This window comes from Bacillus cereus group sp. BfR-BA-01331 (genome assembly GCF_022663915.1).
GTDB lineage: Bacteria > Bacillota > Bacilli > Bacillales > Bacillaceae_G > Bacillus_A > Bacillus_A mycoides.
Genome location: NZ_JAKUGJ010000018.1, coordinates 18,479 through 43,770 on the forward strand (window position 1 = coordinate 18,479; position 25,292 = coordinate 43,770).

Genomic DNA, 25,292 nt, shown 5'->3' on the forward strand with positions numbered 1-25,292 from the left:
TGAGGTTTAGTTTAAGTGGAAAATAAGTATTATAATTTTGATCCATCCGTAGATATGGATAAGCGTACGAACTTAGAAATTGAATTACTATTGGAAGCGGTATTTAAACTGTCAGGATTTGATTTTCGCCAATATGCTCGCACATCTATTTATAGAAGAATTTGTAATAGAATGCAGCTCTCTAATATCCCTACCATTTCAAAATTAATTGAAAAAGTAATTCATGAGGAAGGGTTTTTAGAACAATTATTAAATGATTTCTCCATTAATGTAACTGAAATGTTCCGTAACCCTACTTTTTTTAAAGCGTTAAGAGAGCATGTTATTCCTGAATTAAAAAAGTATCCTGAAATTAGAATTTGGCATGCTGGATGCGCAACTGGTGAAGAAGTGTTATCAATGTCCATCTTACTTCACGAAGAAGGATTAAGTGAAAAAGCTGTTATTTACGCAACAGATATGAATACGAATGTGTTAGAAAAAGCAAAACAAGGCATCCTTCCGTTAAATAAAATGCAAACTTATACGAAAAACTATTTACAAGCTGGCGGTACACAAGCATTTTCTAACTATTATTCAACAGATAATCGTTTTGCTTATTTTAATCCATCCCTTTTACAAAACATTATTTTTGCACAGCATAATTTAGTAACCGATCAATCTTTTAACGAATTTCATATTATACTTTGCCGTAACGTTTTAATTTACTTTACAAGTAAACTTCAAAACCAAGTACAGCAACTATTTTATGAAAGTTTAGGCCACAATGGATTCCTATGTTTAGGAAATAAAGAAACTCTTCGTTTTTCAGATATAATGCCGCATTATATCCAATTTAATCCTAACGAACAAATCTATCAAAAAATACAATAAAGTGAAACTTTAATCAGAGGGGGGATTCCCCTCTGATTATTAGTTGAACCAATCGGGCGTTTACGGGCAGTTGATCTCCCACCTATCTTCTTTGCTTCAGACTAATTTTTTTGGTGGGAGTCTTACTGCCCGTTAATGCGGGGGAAAAAGCGTATGAAATCCTCTGTTTGGATTTCATACGCTTTTTATTTCGCATTCGTTTGTATCATAATTAGACACATATCATCTGATTGTGTTTTCTTCTGTTCTTCCTTATAAAATCCTTCTATCTCTCCTTCTAAATCTCCCCATTTTCTTTCTGTAAAAGTACGCAACTTCTCTTCAGACTCAAATTCATCATTTGCAATTGCTTCAAGAACACCATCTGTAAACAATACGATTTGAGCGTTCTTCTCAAAAGGTATAACTGTCTTTTCAACTTTTATTTCATCAAAAAATCCTACCGCACAACTCCCGCGATTTAGTTCCACTACATTCTCTTCATCAACTAAAACGTATCCAGAAGGATGTCCTGCATTTACATATTCAATTGTTCTCTTTTCTGTATCAACTACTAAGTATATCGCTGTAAAATAATATGGAATATTGTCATTCTCATTATGTAAAAGAGTCATATATTTATTTAAGTCTTTAATGACAAGTTCTGGATCGATTAAACATTTAATCGATTCACGTAATGCAGACGAAATAAACATACAAACTAATGAAGCAGATACACCATGTCCCATCACATCTAATAATATAATACCGTAGCGGTTTTCATCGATTTTATACCAATAATACATATCTCCAGCTAGTTTGAATGAAGGTAAGTAACTTGCTTCAATCTTTATATGATCTTCTCTTAATGGGCTACTTAATAAGTTTCTTTGTACTTGTGTAGCTAAATCCAATTCATTACGAAGATTTTCCTCTTGTTCTTTATGCCAATTTAATTCCGATTTCAAGCGTAATGCCACACGCATACGAGCTAACAATTCAACTTTATTTATAGGTTTCGTAATATAATCCATTGCGCCTATATCAAGCGCTTCAGCTAATTTATTCGCATCTTCTAAAGCTGTTACAAAAATAATAGGAATATCTTTAAACTTCTCCTCGTTTTGTAATCGCCTACAAACTTCAAGTCCATCAATTTCAGGCATCATGATATCTAATAGTATTAAATCAATTTCATTATGCCTGGAAGAATCTTTTCCAAAATGGATGTATTCGAAAAGCTCTTGTGCAGAATTAAGCGATACAAGATCCTGATATCCGGCTTGTTTTAAAATTTTTTCAATTACAAAGATGTTAACCGGATTATCATCGACAATTAAAATGGACACAAGTTATTTCCCCTTTTCTTATTTAAAATGTAAATCTATTATCATTTTCTATTTTTCTAGTATTGCATACTCAATTACAAAATGAAAATTTCCTACTCAAACATATTTATACAGCAAAAGAACAAACCCCCTAGAAATGAGAGTTTGTTCTTTCACTCTATAAAGTGAAACTTTAATCAGTGGGGGTTTTCTTCATCCCCCACTGATTATTAGTTGAACCAATCGGACTTTAATGGGCAGCCCGCCCCCCACCTAACTTCTTTGCTTTCGCTGCATTTTGAGGTGGGGGTCTTACTGCCCATTAAAGTGGGTTAAATTTCCACTTTTAATTTAACACCATTGCTTTGTCATTTAAAAGGCGATCTAATTCTTCCATATGATTTGTTTCATCTGCAATCATATCTTCTAACTTTACAACTAACTCTGTCATATTTAATTTCGCTGCCTGTTCTTTTCTCGTTTCATAGCGCTTAATTGTTTCATATTCTGATTGTCTAGCTGCTTCTAACATTTCTCTAACATCTTCTACTTGTTTCACTGGTAAAGGGATTGTAGTAGGTGTACCACCTAGCGTCTTAATTTTCTCCGCTAAATATAGGGCATGTCCTTGTTCATCACTAATTTCAGATTCAAAGAAAGGTTTTAACACTTGTCTATATATACCAGAAACCGTAGCTGCATTATGGTTATACATAATAATTGCCGAGTATTCTCCTGCTAAATCTTCATTCAATCCTTCGATTAGTTCTTTCACATCGTGTGACATTTTAATATCTCCTCCTATACTTAATAACTACCCCTTTTCTCATGTTTTAAACATAATTTTTTAAAATTTTTATGTATCTAAAAACGCCGCTTGCTTCAATTTACTTATCGCTTGTCTTTTAATACGAGAAACGTGCATTTGTGAAATACCTAACCGTTCCCCTGTATCCTTTTGATTTAAATTTTCTCCAAATATATAATGAATGACACTCTTTTCCGTATCATTTAATACGTTAAAAATATCCTTTAAAACGAGACGTCTTTCTGTCTCTTCATATCCTTGCTCTACTTCACCTACAGATTCAATTCTCGCTACGGAACTTCCATCAGATGAATTTTCAACTACATCATCTAAGGACGATACTCGATAATTATTTTTTGCATCCATAATTTCTAGCACTTCCTCTTCGGATAATCCTAAATGATCTGCAATCTCTATAATCTTCGGTGAACGTTGCAAACGATCTGTTAACTCCTCTATCGCAAGTTTAATCTTCCCACCTAAATCTTTAATTCGCCTTGGAACATGAATACCCCAAGTTTTATCACGTAAATACTTCTTTATTTCTCCTACTATCGTAGGTATTGCAAACGGCTCAAAAGCATTCCCTATCGAATAATCATACCTTCTTATTGCGCCTAAGAGCCCTAACATCCCTACTTGTATAATATCCTCATGCATCGGCCCACCTTTTGAATAACGATATGCAATGGAATGTACGAGGTTTTTATAGTGATTAACTAATCTTTCCTGTGCTTCATCACATTGGTTTTGTTGGAAGTCTGCAATTAGTTTAATAACATCTTCTTTAGCAAGATTTGTAGGTTGAGATTGGATTTCCATCATTCTCCACCTGCTCTCTTTGTATATATTTTGTCATTAAAACTGTCATGCCCTCATCATGCATAATTTGTATATCATCCATTAACGTATTTATTAAATATAAACCTAAACCATTTTCCGGCAAATGTTCTACTGGTTTATTAATATCATACGGACCAACTTTCCTTTTTAAAGTGCTAAAATCAAAGCTAACTCCATTATCCGCAACCATAATTTCTAATCGATCTTCATATAAACCAAAGACAATTGTAATTTCTCCAACGTCTTCTTTATATGCATGCTGTACAATGTTTGTACATGCTTCACTAATAGCAATTTTCATATCTTCTATATCGTCATAAGCAAAGCCCATTCGATTCGCAACACCAGCCATTGTTAAACGAATAATCGCCACATATTCTGCTTTTGCAGGAATTTTCATTTCTATCTTTTCAAATTTCTCCATCATCCCTAGTCACCTTCTTTCTACTTTTTCAAAATCGGAATTCAAATTTAATATTTCTGTTAGTCCTGTAATATCAAATAATCTTTTTAGTCTTTTAGAGACACCAATAAATTCTAGCTTGCCATCATTTTTTTTAATTGCTTTTAAAAGAGCTATAAATACGCCTAAGCCTGTACTATCCATATACTCTACCTCAGTAAAATCTACTACAATATGAACCTCTTTTTCGCTTGCAATAGGCATAATCTTATTTTTTAAATCTGATGCCGTATATGCATCAATCTCACCATTAAGTTGTACCGTATAACCTAAATCATTTTGCAAAATATTTACTGCCAAATTCATCATTTCCGCCCCCTTATCTAAAACTTCTACTATGTAATTACCCATAAAAATTAGTTTTAAACATATTTTTTAATTTTAATTATAAAGTGAAACTTTAATCAGTGGGGGTTTTCTTCATCCCCCACTGATTATTAGCCCTCACCAATCGGACTTTTATGGGCAGTTGATTCCCCACCTAAATTCTTTGCTTTCGCTGAATTTTGAGGTGGGGGGCTTACTGCCCATTAAAGCGGGATAAATAAATTTTCTACACCTTTCCCAGCTTAATGCTAAAAAAATACTACCAAATGTTTAAACCTTGTAAATTTGTGTATGTATAATGTATAAACATTATTTTTAGGGGGATCTATCTATGGAAGAGCACAACTTTAAAAAGGGAGATTTCGTTCAATTTTCTTATCGACACGATCATGCTACAAAATTAATTGGTTCCATTATTAACATACTAACGAATACAATTGTAGTTGATATAGGTAATGATGAGGACTTATCTCATATAGAACCAAGGCAAGTCGTAAGAATAAATAATTGTGAAAAAGTAACGATGGTTTAATACATAATAGAAAGTATAATTTTAATGAGTGGGGGTTCTTCATCCTCCACTCATTCCTATGCAGATTACATTAAAAAAGCATCCAAATTATTTTAATTGGATGCTTTTTTATGTATTTTTATCAGTTTATTAACTTTATAGCTACATATAATAAACTTAAGATTACTATTCATTATCATACTTACGCTTTCCGTAGCATTCTAGAAAAGAATGTAACGATTAAAATAAAGACGATTGCACCTAATAAAGCTGGAAGAATAAAGATGCCTCCCCATTCAGGGCCCCAGTGACCAAATAACGCACTACCTACCCAAGATCCGATTAATCCGGCAATAACATTACCAACTATACCTAAAGGAAAGTCTTTTCCCGTAATCATTCCAGCTAACGCACCAATAAGTCCACCTACAATACACGTAATAATAAGTCCCACAATTAGACCTCCTATATATTTTTATAATGGATTTATCAAGCTTTGGCGTTTAACCAAAGCTTGATAAACATGTATTATTCTTTGTTATCCAATCCATCACTTATCTTTTGTTTCACTTTTCCGACTTTTTCTTTTACAGTTCCCTTCGTCTTCTCCCACTTCCCTTCATTTTTCAACCCTCTATCTTCTGTAACTTCACCAATTCCTTCTTTTACTTGTCCCTTTTTCTTTTCAACTTTACCAGTAATTTGTTCTTTTAGCCCGCTCTCACTCATATTTCCAATCTCCTTTTCGTAATAGATTTGTAGATTTAAAGAGTATGAATTTAAATAGAATACGTGCATCTTCTTTCTTGTAACCATTCACCGACTCTTTCTAAATCCTTAACGAATAACAAGATTTTCCCTTCATCCAGTTTTTCTTCATAAAAGTTAGCTTCTTCCTCATTAAGTCCTAATTCTTGCATCTTATTTCTTAACTGATCTCCTGTTTTTTGAAAAACATTAATAATACTTGTCCCAAGTCCCTCTTCTTTTATTCCAATTGTATTCACGTCTACATTGTCTGCGATTCTATCTGTCCTTTCTTTCTCATGTGTTAATACGTAAATATCTTTTTGGTCTATTCCTTTCTTCACTAGATCATTCGCTGCATTCATGACCTCTTTCTCCGTAATAAATTCATATACAAAAGGTTTACTATACTTCGTTTCCATCTTTAACTTCCTCCTCTAAAATGAATTATTTGTTATATTATATGTAATACACCCATTTTCGAAATGTTAAACATAAAATATGAAAAAAATTATGTGAATTTTGATTTTGATAGAGAATGAACCGCATATTTTTCATATATACGCTTCATATTATTCATACGAACATCATTAAAACTAGTAAACATGTCTCCCTATGATTTACAAAATTATCTCCTTACAATAACTACCTAAATTAACAGAATATTGTTATAATTAAATTAGAGGAGGAGATAAAATGAAAAAAATCACTTACATATGTGCTCTAAGTGTTCTATCTTTCACTTTAATAGGTTGTACAAGCACTTCTACTACAAATAATACTCCAGCAACTAAGCAAGAAAATACGAAAAATGCCATTCAATTAAACTCTGCAGACATTACCAACATTGAGATGTTTAGAACAACAAGTAATACTATTTCCAAATCTCAAACAGATAACGAGGAAATGATACAATCAATCGCTTCAGCAGTCCAAAAAGGAACACCGAAAACAATCACACTAGATCAAAAAAAGAGGGCATCTGCGCATTCTACTATAACCGTTACATATAAAGATGACTCAAAAGAAGAGTTTCTTGTGTGGGTTGATAATAAGGAACAAATTACGATTGCTAAAGATGAGAAGAAAGATAAAGTTGAAGGTGTGACGGTGAATATTAAAGACGCTAAGATAATGAAGGATTTTTTTAAAAATGATAAAACGTAAAAGGATCCCCATCAACTTAAGGATTCAAAATCAGCACAAAATTTTGTTCAGAAACACTATAAAATTCCAGCCTAATAGGTCTGTGGCGAGACCGTATATTATTAAACTTAAAATGTTTCAAATCGAAGGAAGACACCTTATAAGGTGTCTTTTCTTTATTTTCAAAAGGACCTGCTCAATTCATGCTTAAAAACATAAAGTAAAGTGAACCCGTTAAAATACATGAGTGACCCCTTGTTTTATCCTCTTATCTAAAGGAGGAACTATTATGGGCTTTGGTGGTAGTTGTGGTAGTTGCGGCGGCGGCGGCTTCGCTGGAGGATTTGCTTTATTAGTTGTATTATTTATTTTATTAATCATAGTTGGAGCTAGCTGCTTCTGCTAAAAAACTATCGGAAAAGACACTCATGTGAGTGTCTTTTCTTCATGAAAAAATCCCCGTGCTAAACAAAAAATAAAATAAGCTGCCCATATGGACAGCTTATTTACATAATTATCGATATAGGAAATGAATAAATATGATTTATTTAATATTAACTCTCATTATCAGCAATTGGATAACTACTTAAAACTGAAAAAGAATTTGCCAATTTTTTTGCAAAATTTAATGGTGGTTCAACAGATTGGATATGAATATACATAATCAATGGTTTCATATATAACCAATGATTATGTAAGGCACTAACAATAATCCCCTGTTGAACAATTGAGTGCATAAATAAAGGAATTTCTTCTTGTAAAATAGCAATTTCTCCAAAGTTTAACGCATTACCATTTTGATCTAACGATTCAAAAGATATCCCGACCGGTACCACAGAGATGCTTGGTCGTCCTTGAACAAACACTTTGATATTACGACGCAAAGATACAGAACAAACACCCTGATTTATGTTGCTTTTCCCATTAAAAATTTTAGCAAATTGTTCACAAAGAACATTAAGGTTGTTCATAAATCTGATGTTCCTTTCTTACTATAATAGAGTGCTGTACTACTTGAAGTATTGATTTATATATCATACAGATAGGGTATATATGGTTACTTGTATCAATATATGATATAAACACACTTGGCATGCAAATATATAGGATAAAGCTAGAAACGAAGAAACAACGATGTATACGCAATTCATATAAGGTTAACATAACGTCTCATTATCGGTAGCAAGAATAAGGAGGAACCCTAATTTCACAAGTAAATCCCTTTTTTGTTCTATGGATCTATGCATTTTTTTATACATTCCTATCCTAGCGCGGTTTTAGGGTTCTCGTTTGTTATTGGATTAGCAGAAAAACTGTATAAAATCTTGCATGCTCTTAGCGGGGTACCGCCAACAAAACGCGATTTCGTACGCTAAGAAAAAAGCCTTGCTACATAGGTAATGTAGCAAAGCTTTTTTAAGTTGTTTAATTCTCGCTCAACTATCGGCTTTGTTAACTAACACTTTAATTATTTTAACAGCCTTTTGTTTAATTCCCACAAAGCCGTTTTGTTACTATCCCATTTTAAAAGCGTTACGGCTTCCTCAAAGCACAGCCATTTATAATTGAAGTGTTCTTTAGATAATTTAATATTTTTTGTAGGAACTTTAACTCCAAAAGAAAATTCTTTTATTACATAAACATCTTCGCCCCAAAGAAATTCACCAACTACATCCTCTACTGGTATTGAAGACACAGAATCTAGTTTTATATATGGACTTTCTCTTGTAATACCAGCCTCTTCAAACGCTTCTCGTTTTGCTGATTCAATAGGAGTCTCACCTTCTTCTCCACCACCAGCTATTCCTTGCCAATAACCATAATCACTTCGATTAAAAATGGCATATTGAATGGAATCGTCAGTTTTTATATAAGGAAATATCAATACTTGATACGGTGCTCTCATTGCTTAACCTCCTTCCGAAAAAATATGAACAATTTATTCACTAACTTGCTATTTTAGTAAATAAATTATTTGTATTTAAACTTTATAAAACTCAAATGTATTTTTTTCTAAACATATTGTTTCATTGGAATTTTTGATAATAATATCAAAACGTTGACTATACTGATGCATAAACACTTCATACTGAATCCGACGTTCTTCATGAGACTTCCTTAAGTAATTAATATCGGCTCCTCTTTCAATAATATCACGGCTAGACCTTCTCATTAATTCTGTTTCTCCATCTGTATAGAAGTAAATTTTCAAATCAAATAAATTTGGATTAATAAATGCGACACTCATTCCTTCTACAATCGTCACCTTATTTTTCGAAGAAACTAACTCACTTTTTATATAATGTGTATCCATTGTATAAAAATCTAAACCAGCTCTTACCATTTGAACATCTCTTTCTAACGCAGACAAATGATGGGCTGATGGATGACAAGCTGTCATTTTATCATAATGATTTTCATTCTGATATGTATAATGGATATTTGTATACTTTCGTACATTTGAACTAACAATGTATGGATCTGTATTAATATAACTCACTTTATTTTGATTTAATTGGTTTATGAGCTTATTGGCGAACGTTGTTTTTCCGGCAGCACCGTGTCCTGAAATGCCAATAACAATCTGTCCATCGGTCATACTAATCCAATTTATAATTTCTTGTAATAACTTTTTCATTATTCTCCCCCTGTTACTAATACATCCCCTTGTTTAATTAATCTTAATATAGAGTTATCCTACTGTAAAATCATACATAAAGCGAAAAAATGGTATGATTATCCATCATATCATCTCTATTTTTAAAAAACTATATTAATTTTCGTAGGATTTTATTGTTATTTGGGGTAGTACCATATCCGCCATCAAGCTAACCAAGTACACCATTTACAAATTCAAAAGAATCCGCCTCAAAGCATAAGCTTTAAGGGGACCTCTCATATCATTTTTTTCTCTTCATACAACCTATTTGCTTTATACGAGCAAACGAAAAACATACCAATCGTAACTGGGATAAATAGCCCTGCAATTCCTCTCATTAATGCAAATGGTGTTTCAAATAAGAATGACCCTAAAAATGCTGCGCCTTGCTTATCCCATAACCCCGGTGTAAAGTACAGTTCTCTTGGATTTATAACTGCTCCTATATTAACCGTATTATTAAACATAAATAGGATTAACAGCGGCAAATAACATATCGCCAATTCTAAAAATGTCTTAGATAGACGCTTGTACTTCCCTGCTCGTGACATTTGATCTGAAAAAATGTCATCTTCACTTTCTTCATCTACCTTTTTAAAATATTGCGTACCAGACCACCATTTACCGGCTATATGCTTCCAGCCACTATCTTCAAATAACGTACAATAATTAATAAAATCACTTCGTCTATTAAATACTCTATGATCTATTTTAATTTTCTTATCTTCCGGTTCTGCGATTTTAAATCTATAACCGAATGCATTACTTTTTAGTTGATAGCCTTTCCAAGCCATCTCTTCTAACCATTTTTCCTCTTTCTCAAAGTCTAAAAAGAATTTCAATCTCCACATCTTCGCTTCCCCCTAACTATACATTTAATAAGCTTTTTGTAACTCCAACAATGTGCTGCATCCTCATAAAGTCTAAATGTAATACTTCTTTCCCCCGCTCAGTAATGACATACACTTTTCTTCGTTTATCTTCACTTTTTACCGATTCTATTAATTGTTGCTTTAATAAATTTTCAACCGCACCATATAATGTACCCGCCGCGATTTTCACTTGATGATTACTAAGTTCCTCCACCTTTTGCATAATTAAATACCCGTGTGCTGGCTCTAATAAAGCTAAAAGAACGTAATACGTTGTTTCCGTTAATGGTAAATTTTTATCTCTATTCATAAAGACCTCCAGTGTAACGATAGATATATAGCCAAACTATATAGTTCGACTGTATAGTTTCATTTTATACAGTCAGACTGTATATGTCAAATTAAGGTATAAAAAAACAACCTAGATCCTTCATGGATCTAGGTTGTTTTTAATAAGTAAACGTAATCGTCACCAAAGAATATCCTTCTTTTGCATTATACGGCTCAGCTTTATAAGAAACACGGTTCGCTCCTTGCGGATAACCGATTTCTCCAATTACTTTTTTCACATCTTGCAATGCGCCATCCATTGATTGTTTATAAAGAATTTCAATCTTTGCTGACTTTGTGCTATAACGTTGCTGCATTTTATTTTTGAATTCATTATAGTTATTTGCGATATATTCATTTCCTAAATAATTTAACTTTGTATCTTTTAATATTTGCTGATATGCAGGTGTTTTCGTACCACCTGTCGCAATTTTATTTGTTAATGTACTATAATAGTTTGTTGTAGCTTGCGGATAGTCCACGCGGTTCCACTCATGATTTCTTGCAATTTGCTCGTCAGATAAATTGAAATATGAATACGTTACGCGGCCTTGTTCATCTGGCACCGGATCATCGAATGTTGTATCAAGGTGATACCATTTGTTTTCGATTTTAACTAAATTCCAAGCATGAGGCTGACCGTCTCCAGTTCCTACTACAAAATGATTCTCAATTCCAGCTTCTTTTAATAATTGATAGGTTAATAGTGTGTAACCTTGGCAAACGGCAGAACGATTCGCGAGTGCCTCATATGCTGTATACGCTTTATAAGACGTATCGTAAGAAACATGTTTTACAACATAATCATGAATTGCCTTCACTTTTTCATGATCATCCATTCCCGTTTGAATAATAGAAGAAACGATCGCTTTCGCTTGTTTCATCACATATTCCGTTTGTTCTTTCGTTTCACGATATGTAATCTTTAACGTAAATGTATAATTTCCAGGGGATCCAGAAAGTCCATATGAAACATTCGACCTATTATAATTTGTATACTCATTTTTACTTGCGACTTCTTTATACGCGTTAAAAAGTGTATTCATCACTTCTTCTGTATTACTATTTTTCGTTTTATATGGAAGTGTAATATTCGTTTCATACGTATTAATACGTGTTTGCACTTCATTTTTGAATGCTGCTAATAATGCCGCATCTCCTGTATCTTGCACCGCAACCTCAGGCTTTTTATATTTCAATGCATTATATAAAAACTGTGCATACTGTTCACGCGTTACCGTTTTAGCTGGTTCAAATTTCCCGTCTCCTGTACCAGATGCAATCCCGTTTGACTGCACGGCACTAATCGCATTTTCTGCCCAAAATCCATTTGGAACATCATTAAATGTATGTTTTTGTTTAGCTGAAACTTGGAACGCATTTTTAATAATTTGCGCCATTTCTGCGCGGCTAACAGAATCTTTCGGTCTAAAACCGCCATTTCCATCACCTTTAAAAATCCCCAATTTCGTTAACGTTAAAACCTCTTCCGGAAACATTGTAGAACCTGAGCGAATATCTCCATACGGATTATTTAAAGTAGACCCATCTTGTAATACATAACGAGCACCATCATTACTAAACGTACCACCTTGCTTATTTGGTACTAACACACGATAAATTAAAGCTGCAACTTGCTCCCTCGTCGCAACATCACCAAAACCAAACATCCCATTTCCATAACCTGAAATAATATTTTTGCTCGCTAAGTCTTTAATCGCAGGATAGGACCAGTGCGATGTAGGTACATCGGAAAAAGCACCCGCTTCAGCAGCTTTCATCTCACCAATATTTGTATATAATAAAGCGCTGCCAATAAGCGTTAATGACGTAATTGATTTTAATAGTTTTGTGTACATAATGCATTCTCCCAATACTTTCTCTATTTGTGTTATTTTTTGTCGAAAAATCTAAAAGAATATGACAAAACACATTATACAATTAAAACTTTTCGGAGGATATATTAAATTTAAAAATATGCAAAAACTCATATTACTATAGTAATTCGTACTAATATTATGTTGCAAATATATAAAGTGAAACTTTAATCAGTAGGGGTTTACGGGCAGCCCGACTCCCACCTAACTTCTTTGCTCCACCTGAATTTTGAGGTGTGAGTTTTACTGCCCACAAATAGCGGGATAAATAAAAAGAAAAACACTAATGTAACATTGTTAATATACATATCTTTTTTTGAGCTTTTACTTCGCTAAAATGTAGCCTAAAAAACAATGCTATCTCCATTAAAATCACAATATAATCCTGAGAACATACCTTTTAACATGATTCATTGTAATTAACTTAACTTTTTATTTGCTAAGAAACTTTGCAACAGAACCTAGTAAAGTCTCAAAAAACAACTTATTATCAATCAATATTTAGTAAAAATATATTAATTCTTTAGAATTTATTTAATTTTCATTATTATTTATTTAAGGTTATCCTTTATATTTATAATGTGTTTATTTGAATTTATCATATTGAGGCAGAGTTTCACATGACTATAAGCAATTCGAAAAATGGAAAAAACAAGGTCCCCATTAGATTAATTATACTGTTTTTTTGCGTCTTTTATCTATTTATATTAATTACTATGCAGCTAAGAAAAGTACAATTCATTGATGGATATACATATAAGAATGTAGTTAAAAAACGAGAGAATGCGACAATTAATATTACAGTTCCGTGCGGGAAAACTTGGGTAAATTCAAAGGCATTAATACGGCAATTGATTGGGATCGTAATTACGGAAATGGTAACATATGAAAACGATGGAGAGAGGAAATAAAATGAATTTAGTGAACTTACGTCCTAAACAGCGGTCTAAGTATCGCATTCTACTAGGGACATGGTATTACTCTACAAAGAGGTACATTCAGTGGTTAGCAGATGGAAAAACATATGCAAAAACATTTCAACAAGAAAAGTTACCCTATACAGCGATTCAGCACCGAACGATACTACTTCGTAAGCTCAAAGATGTAGATATGTGGTATCAACAGAATAAAGTTGTTAATTTGAAGATTGCTATTAAACAACTAAATGGTATCGTCATTAGACCGGGAGAAACATTCTCTTACTGGCGTTTAATAGGTAAGCCTACGAGGAGAAAAGGGTATGTAGAGGGCATGATACTACACTATGGATCTTTTCAAGCAGGCATTGGAGGAGGGCTTTGTCAGCTTTCAAATTTAATATATTGGATGACCTTACATACACCATTGACAGTAACAGAGCGATATCGTCATAGTTTTGATGTCTTTCCTGATTCCAAGCGGACCCAACCATTTGGAAGTGGAGCGACTTGTTCTTATAATTATTTGGATTTACAAATCAAAAATGAAACGGACCAATCGTATCAACTTCACCTTTATATTACAGATAAGCATTTAGTCGGTGAGTGGAGAATTGCCCATCCGCAGCTTTATCAATATGAAGTATATGAAAAAGAACACTCAATCCAATCTGCATACTGGGGTGGTTATATACGACATAATGTTATTCAACGTAAAGTATATAATCAACAGAAACAGTTTATAGAAGACCAATATGTAACGGAGAATCACGCTATAATGATGTACGAACCATTATTAGCTTATAATAATGAGGAGGGTAAGTGAAGGTAACCTTGGTGTATCAAGTATTTTTGTCTAGTAACACACTACATGCCTCTCTTCATATAATTAATAGTCACAACCCTTTTTGCAACATAACTTTTTCTTGTTAAAAAACTTTGTAACAGAACCTCTTTTTAGGTTCTAGTGTGAAAATAAAAGGATGTGATAATTAATTTTTTCTGTACATCATAAAAAATCAATTATCAAATTCTTCTTTAAATGGTCTTAAGGATAATAACAATACAATTATACTTATCATTTCTTACAATCAAGTCTGATAAGTATTTTGTAATTTAATAAAAATCTCGTATGAGAATGTATTTTTGCTCATGCATTTCAATTAATTTGAATCATGCTACATAAATCTATTTTGATTTCTCGACATATAAATCGCTGCTATGCAGAATATAACAGGACCACTACTGACTTTCTCCCTTTGTTTTACATCTCTCATGTGGAAGGAAAAGGAAATTATCTGACGATATCATTTCTCGTTTTTATTGAAAATGAATTTTATATCTTCCTTTCCAATAAACTGGTTCCTAAACTAAACTGCCACGTTTCTAGAATAAGAAAAGAGCTGTCCATAAGTCAGTTTCACCAACTTATGGACAGCTCCTCTTAGTTTCACCTTATTCTATCGATGAATCCAAACTGCACCTGCAGATTTGTCTTCAGCTTGACCTACTACTTCAAACTTCAATCCTAGTTTCGGCAACTTACGTCCTGCATCTGGAATTGCACTGTTGATGTACTGCTTAGAGTCATCAAATTTTGCAACGCCTGGTAATCCTTTATAGTCAAAGATACCGCGAGTTGGCGAATCTACTCTCCATGCTGGCGTTTGATCAAATGAGAATGCCGCATCGGCAATTTGATAACGCGTACTGCTCTTCACAGTCGGTTGTCCGTTTAATGTACCTACGATTGCCTCTGGATGAGAATCTACTACTCCTAAGAATCCTTCACCTGGATGAACACCTACCCAGTTATCTGTAAAGCTTTGATCCGCATACCATACAACCATTCCTGTATTAAAGACTGGACCACGCGCATGTTGTAACGCCGTGTCAGAACCAGCGTAATTTCTCCACTCTACATAGTAGTTATTTTTTTTCTGTTCCAATCCGTTAGATACAGTAAATCCTTTTAATGTCATTGCTGGTTGACCTTCTGCATCATCTGAGAAAACAACTTTTCCATCTACAGTTAATGCAGCATTATCTAACGCAAATCCTTTATAAGCTACTGCAATATCTGTTAAATACTCAAATTGCAGTTTTACTTTTTTCCCTTTAAATTGGCTTAAATCGTATGATTTATCAACCCACTTACCATTAGTTGTATCCACGCCGTCTTTTACATCTTTTTCGCCCATTCTATCAATACGTACCTTCGTTCCATCTTCTGCAATCGCATATACGTCAAGGAAATCATACTTCGCTTCAAGTTCGTAGAATGCCTTATAATCGAACTTAGCATCCTTTGCATTTGTTAAGTCAAATACTGGTGTCTCAAGTGTTGTATGAATGTCATTTCCTTTTGTGCTGTAATAAAACTTCTTACCAAATGCCGCTTCGATATTTTTAATATCTTTGTCTGGCAAGTTAACACGAACGATTCCTGGTCGTTTTGATTTTGTAACACTTTGATCTAAATATGTTGCAACACCGACTCCCGTGCGAAGTTTATCATAATCTACCTCAACGATATTCGCCCAGTTGCCATTCATATTCTTTTGGAAAAACTCTTTATTTTGTGGTGAGAAACTTGTTGGCTCTGTTCCTGCAATTTTTCCAGCCCAGCTACCACCACTCATAATAGACCATGACTCAATAGGTTCACCTTGTCCTGAGTACTTCGTATCGTACTCATCTGGTAAGCCTAAATCATGACCATACTCATGCGCAAACACACCAACCGCTCCATCTTCAGGCTCGATTGTATAATCGTATGCAGCCATCTTTCCGCCCCAATTCGAAACAGAAGATTTTGTGCCATCAATCGCATATGGTTTTGATCCAAGTTTTGAACGATGAGACCAAATTGCATCATCTTTCAATTTACCGCCGCCAGCTTCTTGACCCACGCCAGCATGTACAACCATTAAATGATCAATAATGCCATCTGGCTCGTTTTTATTTCCATCACCATTTTGATCGTATTGATCATATTGGTCATAATCAGCTAAGTTAATTCCTTTTGCTACCGCTGCTTTTAATGCTTCTTTCACAAGATCGCGCGGCCCTAAAGGACCTTTGTTATCATGACCAGTGCCCGCATCCGCACCATAATCTGAAGCTTTCCCTGGAACAGTAAGCCATTCCGTTACAGTTCCATCAACTGTGTAGCTGCCGCCAGATTGTTCTTCATAATATTGTTTAAATGTATTAATCTTCGATCCATCAAATAACGTAAATGGTTCATCACCAAATAACATTTTTTGATAATGTTCACGATTAAAGTCCTTAGAATACATGTATCCTGGCTCTTGATCAATATTGTTATGCTTAAAATCGCTAAATTCTACAAGTAAAACAAGCACTTTATCTTTTCGAACAGCACCGTTGTACTCTTCTTGCTTCGCTGGTGCAGTAGGGACTTTTCCATTTAATTTACTAGAATTCAATCCCGCACCTGGTCCAGCTACTGGCCCTACTGTTGGCTGCTGCGCCTGTTCATTTTCCTTCATTTTTGCATCTTTTACTTTTTTCATAAAATCAGAAGCTTCTTGCGTAAGACTATCTCCTGTCAAGATTTCTTTACCAGGGTTTTCCCCTTTCTTTTTCTCAACATATTTTTCGACAGCCTTTGACGTCTCAGCTTGTGATGCAGATTGATCAATTACACCCCGTTGTTTTAGCGCTTCTGCCAAACGCTCCTCCGGTATTAAATGCTCATCTATTGGTAGAGATGATGGCGAATCAGCATACGCCGCATGACTTCCAAAAGCAAAACTACTACTTAGTACTGCCGCTGTTGCTAAAACTGATAATGGTTTTAACTTCTTATTCTTTTTCAATGCATTTCCTCCCCAGTGTCTGCGAATTATCGTTTTTTTTGCCGATAGCAACATAATATTCTCTTTATAGAGAATATTCAATGTTTTTCAACAATTAAATATTGAGAAATATTTTTTGTGCAGGGTGGAATGCGTAGGATAAGAAAATACAAAACTTCTACTAGTTTATGTTTTGCACATAACCATAAAGTGGGGTCACTCGTTCTTTTGTTTTGATGGCGATAGAATAGTGCTAGGAAAGGCAAAGAAATAACAAACAGCCCAAGTTCCTCATTGGAACTCGGGCTGTTTGTTATTTGAATGAATACTTTCCATAATGAACGATTACATTTCAAGCCAATTTACAGAGTTCCTTTCCTAATTCCTTTATATTAAAAGAGCGCCACCCTAATTCGGATAGCGCTCTTTATATTTGGCATCAACCACCATAATCTCCTACTGACATACTTTGAATCACATTTTTATGCTGTTTCACATCTTTCTGTCCTACTAATCCTAATGAAAACGAAAAGATTGTAACGATCCCCATCACACTGATCAATACTTTTTTCATTTTAATGCCCCCTTGTCTTGTGCTTTCTTTCTAAATTTTGTACCCAAGTAAAAATACTTACTAGATTCCATGTGCTTTTCTTCCTCTAAAAATCTCACCCCAAGTGCCTCATAGTATTCTTGGACATTTTCATATAATTCTTCCCTCTCAAAATAGCGAATTCCTTCTAACACTATTTTTTCAAATTCCGTTGCGGGGTAATTATTATTTAATCCTTTTAGAATTATAAAGCGGTGATAAAATTCCTCTTGCTTGATTTCCTCTACAACTTTTAAACCATTTTCAATAAGTTCATTCGCTAGTTCTACCTCTTCTAATTTATAATGTTCTAATGCTTTTGCAAAAATTGCCTTATAATGATTTGGATTCTTTTCTACTACTTCAGAAAGATAGCGAATCGCTAAAGGCGATAGGTTTTGATTTGAATACATCCAACCTAAGTTATGGCGCACCATCAATATAAACTTTTCTTCTCCAACCCTTTTGAATTGGTCCAATGCTGCTGTGAAATATTCTTCAGCTAATCCCCATTCCCTCAAATGAATACAAGCTAATCCCAAAATATTCTCACAGAACGCCACGTTAATTTCGTAGCCACTTTCTTCAGAATACATTTCTTTCGCTTTTTTCCCATATTCAAAAGCCTTTAATCCTTGCTGTATATCATAGTGGAATGTAGCCATTTTAAAATAAAATTCAGCCTGTTCTAACGGATCGGAAATATATCTCAAATACTCTTCAGCTTGATCATAATACTCTTTTGCTAAATGCAAATTACCAAGTTCATTTGCGTGAATCCCCTTAAAGAAGTAATAATAATACGTTAAAGGATTATCCGTAGGCTTCCCAAATGCATCTATTTCATTAAAACTATCTTCAGAAACCCCTAAATTATTAATTAAATAATTGTATCTAAACTCTAGTAAGGAATGATATAGAAATAGACTTTAATCCTGCGCCTCTACTTCTGCCTCCTTCTTTAGTTGAGATATTTTAAAGTCAATTTCCTTTTTCAAGCGTTCCGCTTCTGGAATACGTCTTGATCTGATTTCTATGTACCATTCATTTAGCAATTCTAATACTTTCTCTTTCGTATTAGCGACAACCATATGCCCCCTCTTATTCACAATCAAAATACTCACTACCTTAATAATAACAGAAAATTCTAATTTGTTTTTCCTCATAATCCGTTATTAAAACTTTCTCAACATTTATCACACAATTATAAGACCACATTGATTTTCTCTTCATGATTTTCAAAAATCATGTATCATTCTTTCGTTTTTTGTATATACATAAGTATATACATTTTTTAGCAGGAGGTGATACAATTGAACCATAGTAATACAAATAATAGCAAAGGGATGATTCATGTGACAGTAGTTGCTGAAGCTATTGCAAAAGGAACTATCCGAACTTGGGGGAATAGCCTCGCTGTTCGAATCCCATCGGAAGTCGTTAAAATGGCTAAGTTTAAGGATGGAGTTAAAATTGATTTCCACGTTTCAGATAACGGAGAAATCGTTTTACGCCCTGCATCATATCCTGAAGCCGATGATCAAGAAGGTCTAAGAAAATTGTTCCTATCCTTGCGTGGATCTTCTAAGCCAGGTGTACGTAGTCATGAAGAAGAACTTTATGAGCCAATAGGAGATGAAGAAATTTAATGGCTATTTCAGGAAATGTAATTCGCGGGAGTATCGTTTGGCTTAATCTGTATCCGAAAGCCGGAAATGAACAAGCGGGATATCGCCCTGCAATCGTTATATCAGACGGGCTTATCGATGATACAATCTCTAGTTTAGGTATTATCGTTCCCACAACTTCAAAAGTAAAAGGCTACGCTTTCGAAGTTCCCGTTCCTTCAGGTATACCAATGAACGGCGCTTTAGTAGGAACGCCATATACGAATCTCTCAGGTGTAGCATTAACAGATCATGTGAAGTCATTAGATTTAGCTGCAAGAAACGCAACTGTTGTTGGTCATATTGACCCAAACTCTGATTTCTATAAAAAAGTCGTAACATATGTAAGAGCAATGCTAGCATAGCAACAAAAAGGCATTTTGATAAATATATCAAAATGCTTTTTTATCAAAATCGCTATTTGTGGCTAGTAACCACTCCTAAACCCACCTGCACTAATTGTAAAGCCTGTAGCAAGTAGGAGTGCAATTACTTTATTTTTTTCATTCCAAATGTCTTTGCTGTATTTTGTTATAATAAAATATAATAGTTTTATATGTTACCCGCATAACCTAAAGCATCGTCTTTCACATCCGTTATGCGTCTCCATTCTTCTAATGCCTCTTCTTCTGTATCACGACAAATGACGTAAGCCGCGAGCCCGAATGACTGCAATGGCTCCTCGGTGACTTTCTTTCTACGATTCTTCATATCTTCTATTTTCACAAATACTTCTTCCACTGTTCCCCGTTCATTACATATGCACCCGTGTGGTTTATGATTACCTCTTTTCCTCGCTCACTCTCACCACCTACATAAATCTTAATGCCTTGTTTCTGCACAGGTTTTGGACTTAAATGTGTATGATGAAGCTCATAAAAGTTCCCTTTATAAGAAAACTCTTCTTCTTTCCAAAGCTCCTTCAAAACTATTACAAATTCCTCTGTGCGATCATATCTTTCATCATGTGCAGTAAATACTCCGCCGTACTGTCTCGCTTCTTCTTCCCACCATGGTGAAACTACATTCAATGTAAAACGACCATTACTTAATTGATCAATATCTGCTGCCATTTTCGCTGTAACTGCTGGATTATGGAAGCCAGGTCTTACAGCTGTCATAATCTCTAATCGATCAGTTACTGCTGCAAGTGCTGCCGCAGTTGTCCATGCTTCTAAACTTGGTGCTGAAACACCTTTTATATCATTTAAATTTAATTCCGCAATAAGTGTTGTTGAACAGCCTAATTGTTCTGCTACTTGCGCTGTTTGTTTTGCATACTCAAACGTAGGCGGCATAGATTCATCATCTACATTTCGAAGCCATCCCCCAAAAATCGGCAATCAAAAACCATACTCCACTACATACTCCCCCTTCATCTCTTAGCCATAAAGTGAAACTTTAATCAGTGGGGGTTTTGTTCATCCCCCACTGATTATTAGTTGAACCAATCGGGCTTTTACGGGCAGTTGATCCCCCACCTAACTTCTTTGCTTCCGCTGAATTTTGACGTGGGGGTCTTACTACCCGTTAATGCGGGATAAAAAAAGCTACTCTTATCGAAATAAGAGTAGCCTTCTTGACTAAGTGAACCGCTCTTATCTTTCAGGTGTTTTTTCACCTGCAGGATTTGGCACCTTTCGTCTAAAACGAGGTTGCCGAAGTTTCATAGGGCCCGTCCCTCCACTTCTCAACATAAGAATTGTTTGTTTTTCATTTATTATAATCATCAGAATAATAAAACTCAATACTTTAATACTTATTTTTCCGATAAACATTAAATGATATATGAAACATCATATTGTTATAGAGATTTATAGGGTGTTGTTTTACTTGCGGATATATAAAGGGGTATGTTGTATCATGTCGAAAACATCATTTATAACCAAGTTGCTTTACTTCTATCTTAAAAAAACAGAAAAATAAATATCAATCAAATGAGGTGTTAGTAACATGAAAAATAAACGATGCGAGAATTGTGGTTCTACTACATTTAAAGAAGGAAGAGTTGGATCTGCTTATCATGCATATGTTTGTGAGGATGAATCTAGTAGATTCTTTTCAGGAGGGAAACGTTCCAAACTATTAACCACATTTTGTTTAGAGTGCGGTGAGGTGCAATCATTTAGAGTGGAGAAGCCGGAGATATTTAAAGAATAAAATAATACTAATTACATATTTACAGTAGGAATGATAACAACGGACGATTTCGCTACAACTAGAGTAAATACACCAATCATATTAATAAAAAACAAGAATAAGGTGTCTAAAAGACCCCCTATTTTGAGCCAATAATGGGACATTATGTTAATCTTAATCTTAATAGAATCGCTTTATAATATGTATAGTTGCACAGAATTGAGAAACTTAAGGAGACAGATCAATTTTATGAGAAAACCATCCATATTACTTACTTTAATTCTAGTATTAGTCAGTGTTACGGCTGCTTGCACACAAGATAAACAAGAGAGTGCCGTTGAAAATGGTCCAATAGAAGAACCAGCCGCAAAAAATGTAAATGAAGAATTAATAAATTTTGAAGAAGAAGAGAAAGAAGATATTAGTCGCTTGGAACAAGGTATTTTATTAGTTGGTGAGAGTGCTAAAGGAGGCTATTACTTGGCCACCGTTCAAAGTGCATATTTAAATGCTAACAACGATTCCGTCGTTGTTAATGTCTCTGTAAAAAATGTACGAGGTCAAATGATTGGACTATCAGAATTAAAATATAACTTAAAAGATGAAAAAGACGGAAAGGCCTATGAAGGCAAGGTGATTGACCAAAACCCTTCTGATATACAAGTTAAACCAAATGAAACAGTAGAATTGAAAATTGCTTTTGAAGTACCAGGTACCACAGATGAATATATGTTTTATATTGAAAGCTCTTTAGACCCTCTAGAAACAAACTGGAAAATTGATAAGCTGCAATCACAAAAAAACTAAGTCTCAAGTACAATTTGATTGAAGAAATCTCTCAAATAAGCAAAAAGCACTGAAAAATTTGATATAGATACAAATGAATAATATATAAATATAAAACCATCGATTTAATGAATCGTTGGTTTTTTTCAAAAAAAATGCTCCATTAAAAACTAGGAGATAAAAAAGAACTAATCCCTAGAAGAGATTAGCTCAATACATCAAAAGCTATTATACATAGTTTTATGAGCAAACGTTATATAATGTTGTATGGGATACATAACCTGTCATCCCTTTATAGGTAACTTTTAACCACTGTTTAGAATTACTGTAATGACCTTGAACATACTCACCTGTTACCCATGTTCCAGTAATTTTCTCACCATTATTAAATGTATGTAAGACAGGTGATCCAACAGTGTAACCACTGCGCATCTTTGCACCATATACACCTACCGTACCTCCCTTTGCGCAAGCTGCTACTACAGTTTCATTTTCAGTGGTATTCGTAGCCGCGAAAGCAGAGCCGTTAAATGTAAACAAAGTAAACATAAAAGCTGTTAATAAAGTACAAATAGATAAGCGACGTAACAAAATAAATTCCCCCTTTTTTTATAATCTATTTCTTCACAAACGATTATCTTAAATACTCTAACTATTTTCAATATATTCATGTTGAGAAATATTAGGTGTAGCTTTGAAATAAGGTTTTATCAAAAATATTAACAAACTCATATTTTACAGAGAGAGCACCGAAAGAAGTCTTCTACATATAATCAACTAACTATATAAAAGTCCCTCCGCCTTAAGGCAGAGGGACTTTCTAATTCCTATTTCAAACTACCCGCAATCTCCGTAAAGATAACTCCAAGTGCATGTGCACCTGCATCTGGATAGCCTAAGCTTCTTTCACCAACTGTACCAGCGCGGCCCATGCGAGCTACGATTTCTTTCGTATACTCTGCGCCTTTAACCGCTGCTTCTGCTCCTTTTTCAAAGGCAATTTTCATATCTTCTTCGTTTGAAGCGCTAGCTAACCAAGAGTCTACACATGGAGCAAGTGCATCAACAAGTGTTTTATCACCAACTACCGCTCCTCTTCCGAACGATCTTTCACCGATAGATTGTATGCCGTGAAGTGCCGCTTGCAGCATTTCAGCAAACTCTTTTACTGTTAGCTCACGTTTTTCGCCTGCTTCTTTACTAGCTGCACGGAATGCTCCGCCCCAAATTGGACCAGAAGCACCGCCGCAATGTTCCATAATAATCATTGAACAACCGTCAAGGAATGATCCGATCGTTACGTTCTCTTGATCTACAATAGAATGCCACTCACGTTTTAATTGCTTAAATCCTTTTGCCACACTCATTCCGAAGTCGCCGTCACCTGCATGTGTATCCAACTCGCAGAACGGTACTTCATTTTTAATAATAATGTCGCTCATTTTATCAACTAGATAGATCATGTTATTTAATGTAATGACATTATCTTTCATAACAGCGTGTTCTTCCGCTGTTTCTAGTTCAAATGAAACTTCCGTCTCTTCTACATCTTCAAGCACATTCACGTACTCTACACTCTCAACTGGTCCATCTACTTTAAATGCAGGTGTATTACACTCTTTCGATAACAATGTTTTTAGCTCGTCATCTAACTTCATCACTGTTAAAGACATACCAGCCATATCAATACTCGTCATATAATTACCGACGAATACTCTATTAATTTTAATGTTTCTAGCAGCTAATTCTCTCGTAACTGCATTGTTAAATAGGTAAAGTTCTTGCAGTGGTGTGCCGCCAAAACCATTTACAAGAAGCGCAATTTCCTCGCCATCTTTTACTCCTAAATCTTTTATTAAATCATTTGTCATACGGTTAGCTAATTCATCTGCTGACATCGTTTTTTCACGTTTAATACCTGGTTCACCGTGAATACCTACGCCGTATTCCATTTCATCTTCCGCAAGTGTAAAAGTAGGTGATCCGCTCGCTGGAACTGTACAAGAAGTTAACGCTAAACCGATTGTACGCACGTTAGCCGCTGCTTTTTCTGCGATAGCTTTCACCGCTCCTAAATCCATTCCTTCTTCCGCTGCTGCGCCGGCAATTTTATGAACGAGAATAACGCCCGCAACGCCGCGGCGTCCTACTGTATACAGGCTATCTTCTACCGCAATATCATCGTCCACTTTTACGTAGTCGACTTCAATTCCATCTTCAGTCGCTAAATGCGCACCGTTTTTGAAATTCATAATATCGCCGCTGTAATTTTTAATAATTAATAACGTACCTTTTTTACTAGCTGTTTCTTTAATTGCTTGATAGACCTGAATTTGCGAAGGAGAAGCAAACACATCTCCGCACACTGCCGCATCTAACATTCCTTTTCCGACTAGACCTGCATGCGCTGGCTCATGACCACTACCGCCGCCACTAATTAACGTTACTTTATTTTCGTTCATTTCTTTCTTCTTAATCACTTTATATTTTTTCAAAAGCTCAAGCTCTGGATGAGCCATCACCATTCCGTTACACATTTCCATTACTAATGTTTCTGGTTTGTTTATAATCTTTTTCATTGTGCTTCTCCCTCAATTCCTTTAA

At 34.6% G+C, this 25,292-nt stretch carries 27 protein-coding genes, 3 pseudogenes and 1 riboswitch; of the genes and pseudogenes, 10 read left to right on the forward strand and 20 right to left on the reverse strand.

All coding sequences use genetic code 11. The features are described from left to right. Positions 1-15 precede the first annotated feature (15 nt). Entirely contained in the window at positions 16-873 is an 858-nt protein-coding gene (locus tag MR155_RS23445) for a CheR family methyltransferase (protein WP_002168988.1), read from the forward strand. Between the two features lie 185 nt (positions 874-1,058). On the opposite strand, the gene MR155_RS23450 is transcribed toward MR155_RS23445, so the two are convergent. The 5 genes from MR155_RS23450 to MR155_RS23470 all read right to left on the reverse strand — a co-directional run bounded on the left by MR155_RS23450 (position 1,059) and on the right by MR155_RS23470 (position 4,603). After that, positions 1,059-2,201: a fused response regulator/phosphatase gene (locus tag MR155_RS23450; RefSeq protein ID WP_242311196.1), complete on the reverse strand. Its 1,143-nt coding sequence runs from the start codon at positions 2,199-2,201 to the stop codon at positions 1,059-1,061. Positions 2,202-2,526: 325 nt separating this feature from the next. After that, entirely contained in the window at positions 2,527-2,967 is a 441-nt protein-coding gene (locus MR155_RS23455) for a ferritin-like domain-containing protein (protein WP_002011070.1), read from the reverse strand. 69 nt (positions 2,968-3,036) lie between these two features. Next, on the reverse strand, positions 3,037-3,813 hold the full coding sequence (gene sigB, locus MR155_RS23460) for an RNA polymerase sigma factor SigB (RefSeq protein ID WP_061678678.1): 777 nt from the start codon (positions 3,811-3,813) through the stop codon (positions 3,037-3,039). Beyond that, positions 3,776-4,258, reverse strand: a complete 483-nt coding sequence (rsbW, locus tag MR155_RS23465) for an anti-sigma B factor RsbW (RefSeq protein WP_061678677.1) — start codon at positions 4,256-4,258, stop codon at positions 3,776-3,778. The genes sigB and rsbW overlap by 38 nt, the downstream gene beginning before the upstream one ends. A gap of 6 nt (positions 4,259-4,264) precedes the next feature. Then, positions 4,265-4,603 (reverse strand): STAS domain-containing protein, encoded by a 339-nt coding sequence (locus MR155_RS23470; protein ID WP_166703679.1) that lies wholly within the window; start codon positions 4,601-4,603, stop codon positions 4,265-4,267. Between the two features lie 349 nt (positions 4,604-4,952). Between MR155_RS23470 and MR155_RS23475 the strand changes: the two genes are divergently transcribed. Next, entirely contained in the window at positions 4,953-5,153 is a 201-nt protein-coding gene (locus MR155_RS23475; RefSeq protein WP_000390987.1) for a methyltransferase, read from the forward strand. A gap of 181 nt (positions 5,154-5,334) precedes the next feature. Here MR155_RS23475 and MR155_RS23480 read toward each other — a convergent pair whose 3' ends face one another. The 3 genes from MR155_RS23480 to MR155_RS23490 all read right to left on the reverse strand — a co-directional run bounded on the left by MR155_RS23480 (position 5,335) and on the right by MR155_RS23490 (position 6,301). Further along, positions 5,335-5,586: a GlsB/YeaQ/YmgE family stress response membrane protein gene (locus MR155_RS23480; RefSeq protein WP_000522902.1), complete on the reverse strand. Its 252-nt coding sequence runs from the start codon at positions 5,584-5,586 to the stop codon at positions 5,335-5,337. A 74-nt stretch (positions 5,587-5,660) separates the two neighbouring features. Next, entirely contained in the window at positions 5,661-5,861 is a 201-nt protein-coding gene (locus MR155_RS23485; RefSeq protein WP_242311197.1) for a CsbD family protein, read from the reverse strand. Positions 5,862-5,911: 50 nt separating this feature from the next. Beyond that, a complete protein-coding gene (locus tag MR155_RS23490) occupies positions 5,912-6,301 on the reverse strand; it encodes a YflT domain-containing protein (protein ID WP_242311198.1) in 390 nt (129 codons plus the stop codon). A 274-nt stretch (positions 6,302-6,575) separates the two neighbouring features. Here MR155_RS23490 and MR155_RS23495 point away from each other — a divergent pair, with 274 nt between their 5' ends. Further along, on the forward strand, positions 6,576-7,046 hold the full coding sequence (locus MR155_RS23495) for a hypothetical protein (protein ID WP_242311199.1): 471 nt from the start codon (positions 6,576-6,578) through the stop codon (positions 7,044-7,046). Positions 7,047-7,314: 268 nt separating this feature from the next. Continuing rightward, the gene (locus MR155_RS23500; RefSeq protein WP_002069235.1) at positions 7,315-7,431 is read left to right on the forward strand and encodes a YjcZ family sporulation protein; all 117 of its coding nucleotides are present in this window, start codon (positions 7,315-7,317) and stop codon (positions 7,429-7,431) included. Between the two features lie 148 nt (positions 7,432-7,579). Here the strand turns inward: MR155_RS23500 and MR155_RS23505 are convergent, their stop codons facing one another. From MR155_RS23505 to MR155_RS23530, 6 genes are all read right to left on the reverse strand, one after another. Then, positions 7,580-7,996 (reverse strand): DUF1259 domain-containing protein, encoded by a 417-nt coding sequence (locus MR155_RS23505; protein ID WP_242311200.1) that lies wholly within the window; start codon positions 7,994-7,996, stop codon positions 7,580-7,582. A 497-nt stretch (positions 7,997-8,493) separates the two neighbouring features. Then, the gene (locus MR155_RS23510) at positions 8,494-8,931 is read right to left on the reverse strand and encodes an NUDIX hydrolase (protein WP_242311201.1); all 438 of its coding nucleotides are present in this window, start codon (positions 8,929-8,931) and stop codon (positions 8,494-8,496) included. Between the two features lie 75 nt (positions 8,932-9,006). Beyond that, positions 9,007-9,663 (reverse strand): uridine kinase family protein, encoded by a 657-nt coding sequence (locus MR155_RS23515; RefSeq protein ID WP_215600930.1) that lies wholly within the window; start codon positions 9,661-9,663, stop codon positions 9,007-9,009. A 257-nt stretch (positions 9,664-9,920) separates the two neighbouring features. Continuing rightward, entirely contained in the window at positions 9,921-10,535 is a 615-nt protein-coding gene (locus MR155_RS23520; protein WP_242311202.1) for a DUF2812 domain-containing protein, read from the reverse strand. Positions 10,536-10,551: 16 nt separating this feature from the next. Next, entirely contained in the window at positions 10,552-10,866 is a 315-nt protein-coding gene (locus MR155_RS23525; RefSeq protein WP_002134744.1) for a PadR family transcriptional regulator, read from the reverse strand. A 139-nt stretch (positions 10,867-11,005) separates the two neighbouring features. After that, positions 11,006-12,745 carry an S-layer homology domain-containing protein gene (locus MR155_RS23530; RefSeq protein ID WP_242311203.1) on the reverse strand — a complete coding sequence of 580 codons (1,740 nt, stop codon included), beginning with the start codon at positions 12,743-12,745 and terminating at the stop codon, positions 11,006-11,008. Positions 12,746-13,383: 638 nt separating this feature from the next. Here MR155_RS23530 and MR155_RS23535 point away from each other — a divergent pair. Beyond that, a pseudogene (locus tag MR155_RS23535) lies at positions 13,384-13,587 on the forward strand (hypothetical protein); the annotation flags it as partial. Positions 13,588-13,675: 88 nt separating this feature from the next. Continuing rightward, positions 13,676-14,506 (forward strand): VanW family protein, encoded by an 831-nt coding sequence (locus MR155_RS23540; RefSeq protein ID WP_044741177.1) that lies wholly within the window; start codon positions 13,676-13,678, stop codon positions 14,504-14,506. A 634-nt stretch (positions 14,507-15,140) separates the two neighbouring features. Here MR155_RS23540 and MR155_RS23545 read toward each other — a convergent pair. The 3 genes and pseudogenes from MR155_RS23545 to MR155_RS23550 all read right to left on the reverse strand — a co-directional run bounded on the left by MR155_RS23545 (position 15,141) and on the right by MR155_RS23550 (position 19,187). Then, complete coding sequence (locus MR155_RS23545) at positions 15,141-17,525, reverse strand: immune inhibitor A domain-containing protein (RefSeq protein WP_242311204.1); 2,385 nt, start codon at positions 17,523-17,525, stop codon at positions 15,141-15,143. Positions 17,526-17,943: 418 nt separating this feature from the next. Next, positions 17,944-18,078, reverse strand: coding sequence for a hypothetical protein (locus tag MR155_RS31850; RefSeq protein ID WP_257475379.1), 135 nt, complete (start codon positions 18,076-18,078; stop codon positions 17,944-17,946). After that, a pseudogene (locus tag MR155_RS23550) lies at positions 18,075-19,187 on the reverse strand (response regulator aspartate phosphatase). Before MR155_RS23550 ends, MR155_RS31850 begins: the two are co-directional and overlap by 4 nt. Positions 19,188-19,409: 222 nt before the next feature. On the opposite strand from MR155_RS23550, the gene MR155_RS23555 reads away from it, so the two are divergent. Both MR155_RS23555 and MR155_RS23560 read left to right on the forward strand, forming a co-directional pair. Next, entirely contained in the window at positions 19,410-19,745 is a 336-nt protein-coding gene (locus MR155_RS23555; RefSeq protein WP_061674074.1) for an AbrB/MazE/SpoVT family DNA-binding domain-containing protein, read from the forward strand. Beyond that, complete coding sequence (locus tag MR155_RS23560; protein ID WP_242311205.1) at positions 19,745-20,128, forward strand: type II toxin-antitoxin system PemK/MazF family toxin; 384 nt, start codon at positions 19,745-19,747, stop codon at positions 20,126-20,128. Before MR155_RS23555 ends, MR155_RS23560 begins: the two co-directional genes overlap by 1 nt. 196 nt (positions 20,129-20,324) lie before the next feature. On the opposite strand, the pseudogene MR155_RS23565 reads toward MR155_RS23560, so the two are convergent. Beyond that, a pseudogene (locus MR155_RS23565) lies at positions 20,325-21,106 on the reverse strand (LLM class flavin-dependent oxidoreductase); the annotation flags it as partial. A gap of 252 nt (positions 21,107-21,358) precedes the next feature. Next, a riboswitch (SAM riboswitch) is annotated at positions 21,359-21,465 on the reverse strand. A 251-nt stretch (positions 21,466-21,716) separates the two neighbouring features. On the opposite strand from MR155_RS23565, the gene MR155_RS23570 reads away from it, so the two are divergent. Together MR155_RS23570 and MR155_RS23575 are read left to right on the forward strand one after the other, a co-directional pair. Beyond that, positions 21,717-21,923 (forward strand): hypothetical protein, encoded by a 207-nt coding sequence (locus tag MR155_RS23570; RefSeq protein ID WP_002035364.1) that lies wholly within the window; start codon positions 21,717-21,719, stop codon positions 21,921-21,923. Positions 21,924-22,151: 228 nt separating this feature from the next. After that, positions 22,152-22,709, forward strand: a complete 558-nt coding sequence (locus tag MR155_RS23575; protein ID WP_242311206.1) for a DUF4352 domain-containing protein — start codon at positions 22,152-22,154, stop codon at positions 22,707-22,709. A gap of 219 nt (positions 22,710-22,928) precedes the next feature. Here MR155_RS23575 and MR155_RS23580 read toward each other — a convergent pair whose 3' ends face one another. Continuing rightward, positions 22,929-23,279 (reverse strand): SH3 domain-containing protein, encoded by a 351-nt coding sequence (locus MR155_RS23580; RefSeq protein ID WP_219301453.1) that lies wholly within the window; start codon positions 23,277-23,279, stop codon positions 22,929-22,931. 236 nt (positions 23,280-23,515) lie between these two features. After that, a complete protein-coding gene (dhaK, locus tag MR155_RS23585; RefSeq protein WP_242311207.1) occupies positions 23,516-25,267 on the reverse strand; it encodes a dihydroxyacetone kinase subunit DhaK in 1,752 nt (583 codons plus the stop codon). Positions 25,268-25,292: the final 25 nt, after the last annotated feature.

What these genes read in the sequence shown, in the direction of transcription:
- MR155_RS23455 (WP_002011070.1), bottom strand. Translation starts at nt 2,967, where the DNA reads ATGTCACACGATGTGAAAGAACTAATCGAAGGATTGAATGAAGATTTA.
- sigB (WP_061678678.1), bottom strand. Translation starts at nt 3,813, where the DNA reads ATGATGGAAATCCAATCTCAACCTACAAATCTTGCTAAAGAAGATGTT.
- rsbW (WP_061678677.1), bottom strand. Translation starts at nt 4,258, where the DNA reads ATGATGGAGAAATTTGAAAAGATAGAAATGAAAATTCCTGCAAAAGCA.
- MR155_RS23470 (WP_166703679.1), bottom strand. Translation starts at nt 4,603, where the DNA reads ATGATGAATTTGGCAGTAAATATTTTGCAAAATGATTTAGGTTATACG.
- MR155_RS23475 (WP_000390987.1), top strand. Translation starts at nt 4,953, where the DNA reads ATGGAAGAGCACAACTTTAAAAAGGGAGATTTCGTTCAATTTTCTTAT.
- MR155_RS23485 (WP_242311197.1), bottom strand. Translation starts at nt 5,861, where the DNA reads ATGAGTGAGAGCGGGCTAAAAGAACAAATTACTGGTAAAGTTGAAAAG.
- MR155_RS23490 (WP_242311198.1), bottom strand. Translation starts at nt 6,301, where the DNA reads ATGGAAACGAAGTATAGTAAACCTTTTGTATATGAATTTATTACGGAG.
- MR155_RS23495 (WP_242311199.1), top strand. Translation starts at nt 6,576, where the DNA reads ATGAAAAAAATCACTTACATATGTGCTCTAAGTGTTCTATCTTTCACT.
- MR155_RS23500 (WP_002069235.1), top strand. Translation starts at nt 7,315, where the DNA reads ATGGGCTTTGGTGGTAGTTGTGGTAGTTGCGGCGGCGGCGGCTTCGCT.
- MR155_RS23505 (WP_242311200.1), bottom strand. Translation starts at nt 7,996, where the DNA reads ATGAACAACCTTAATGTTCTTTGTGAACAATTTGCTAAAATTTTTAAT.
- MR155_RS23510 (WP_242311201.1), bottom strand. Translation starts at nt 8,931, where the DNA reads ATGAGAGCACCGTATCAAGTATTGATATTTCCTTATATAAAAACTGAC.
- MR155_RS23515 (WP_215600930.1), bottom strand. Translation starts at nt 9,663, where the DNA reads ATGAAAAAGTTATTACAAGAAATTATAAATTGGATTAGTATGACCGAT.
- MR155_RS23520 (WP_242311202.1), bottom strand. Translation starts at nt 10,535, where the DNA reads ATGTGGAGATTGAAATTCTTTTTAGACTTTGAGAAAGAGGAAAAATGG.
- MR155_RS23525 (WP_002134744.1), bottom strand. Translation starts at nt 10,866, where the DNA reads ATGAATAGAGATAAAAATTTACCATTAACGGAAACAACGTATTACGTT.
- MR155_RS23530 (WP_242311203.1), bottom strand. Translation starts at nt 12,745, where the DNA reads ATGTACACAAAACTATTAAAATCAATTACGTCATTAACGCTTATTGGC.
- MR155_RS23540 (WP_044741177.1), top strand. Translation starts at nt 13,676, where the DNA reads ATGAATTTAGTGAACTTACGTCCTAAACAGCGGTCTAAGTATCGCATT.
- MR155_RS31850 (WP_257475379.1), bottom strand. Translation starts at nt 18,078, where the DNA reads ATGAAAAAAGTATTGATCAGTGTGATGGGGATCGTTACAATCTTTTCG.
- MR155_RS23560 (WP_242311205.1), top strand. Translation starts at nt 19,745, where the DNA reads ATGGCTATTTCAGGAAATGTAATTCGCGGGAGTATCGTTTGGCTTAAT.
- MR155_RS23570 (WP_002035364.1), top strand. Translation starts at nt 21,717, where the DNA reads ATGAAAAATAAACGATGCGAGAATTGTGGTTCTACTACATTTAAAGAA.
- MR155_RS23575 (WP_242311206.1), top strand. Translation starts at nt 22,152, where the DNA reads ATGAGAAAACCATCCATATTACTTACTTTAATTCTAGTATTAGTCAGT.
- dhaK (WP_242311207.1), bottom strand. Translation starts at nt 25,267, where the DNA reads ATGAAAAAGATTATAAACAAACCAGAAACATTAGTAATGGAAATGTGT.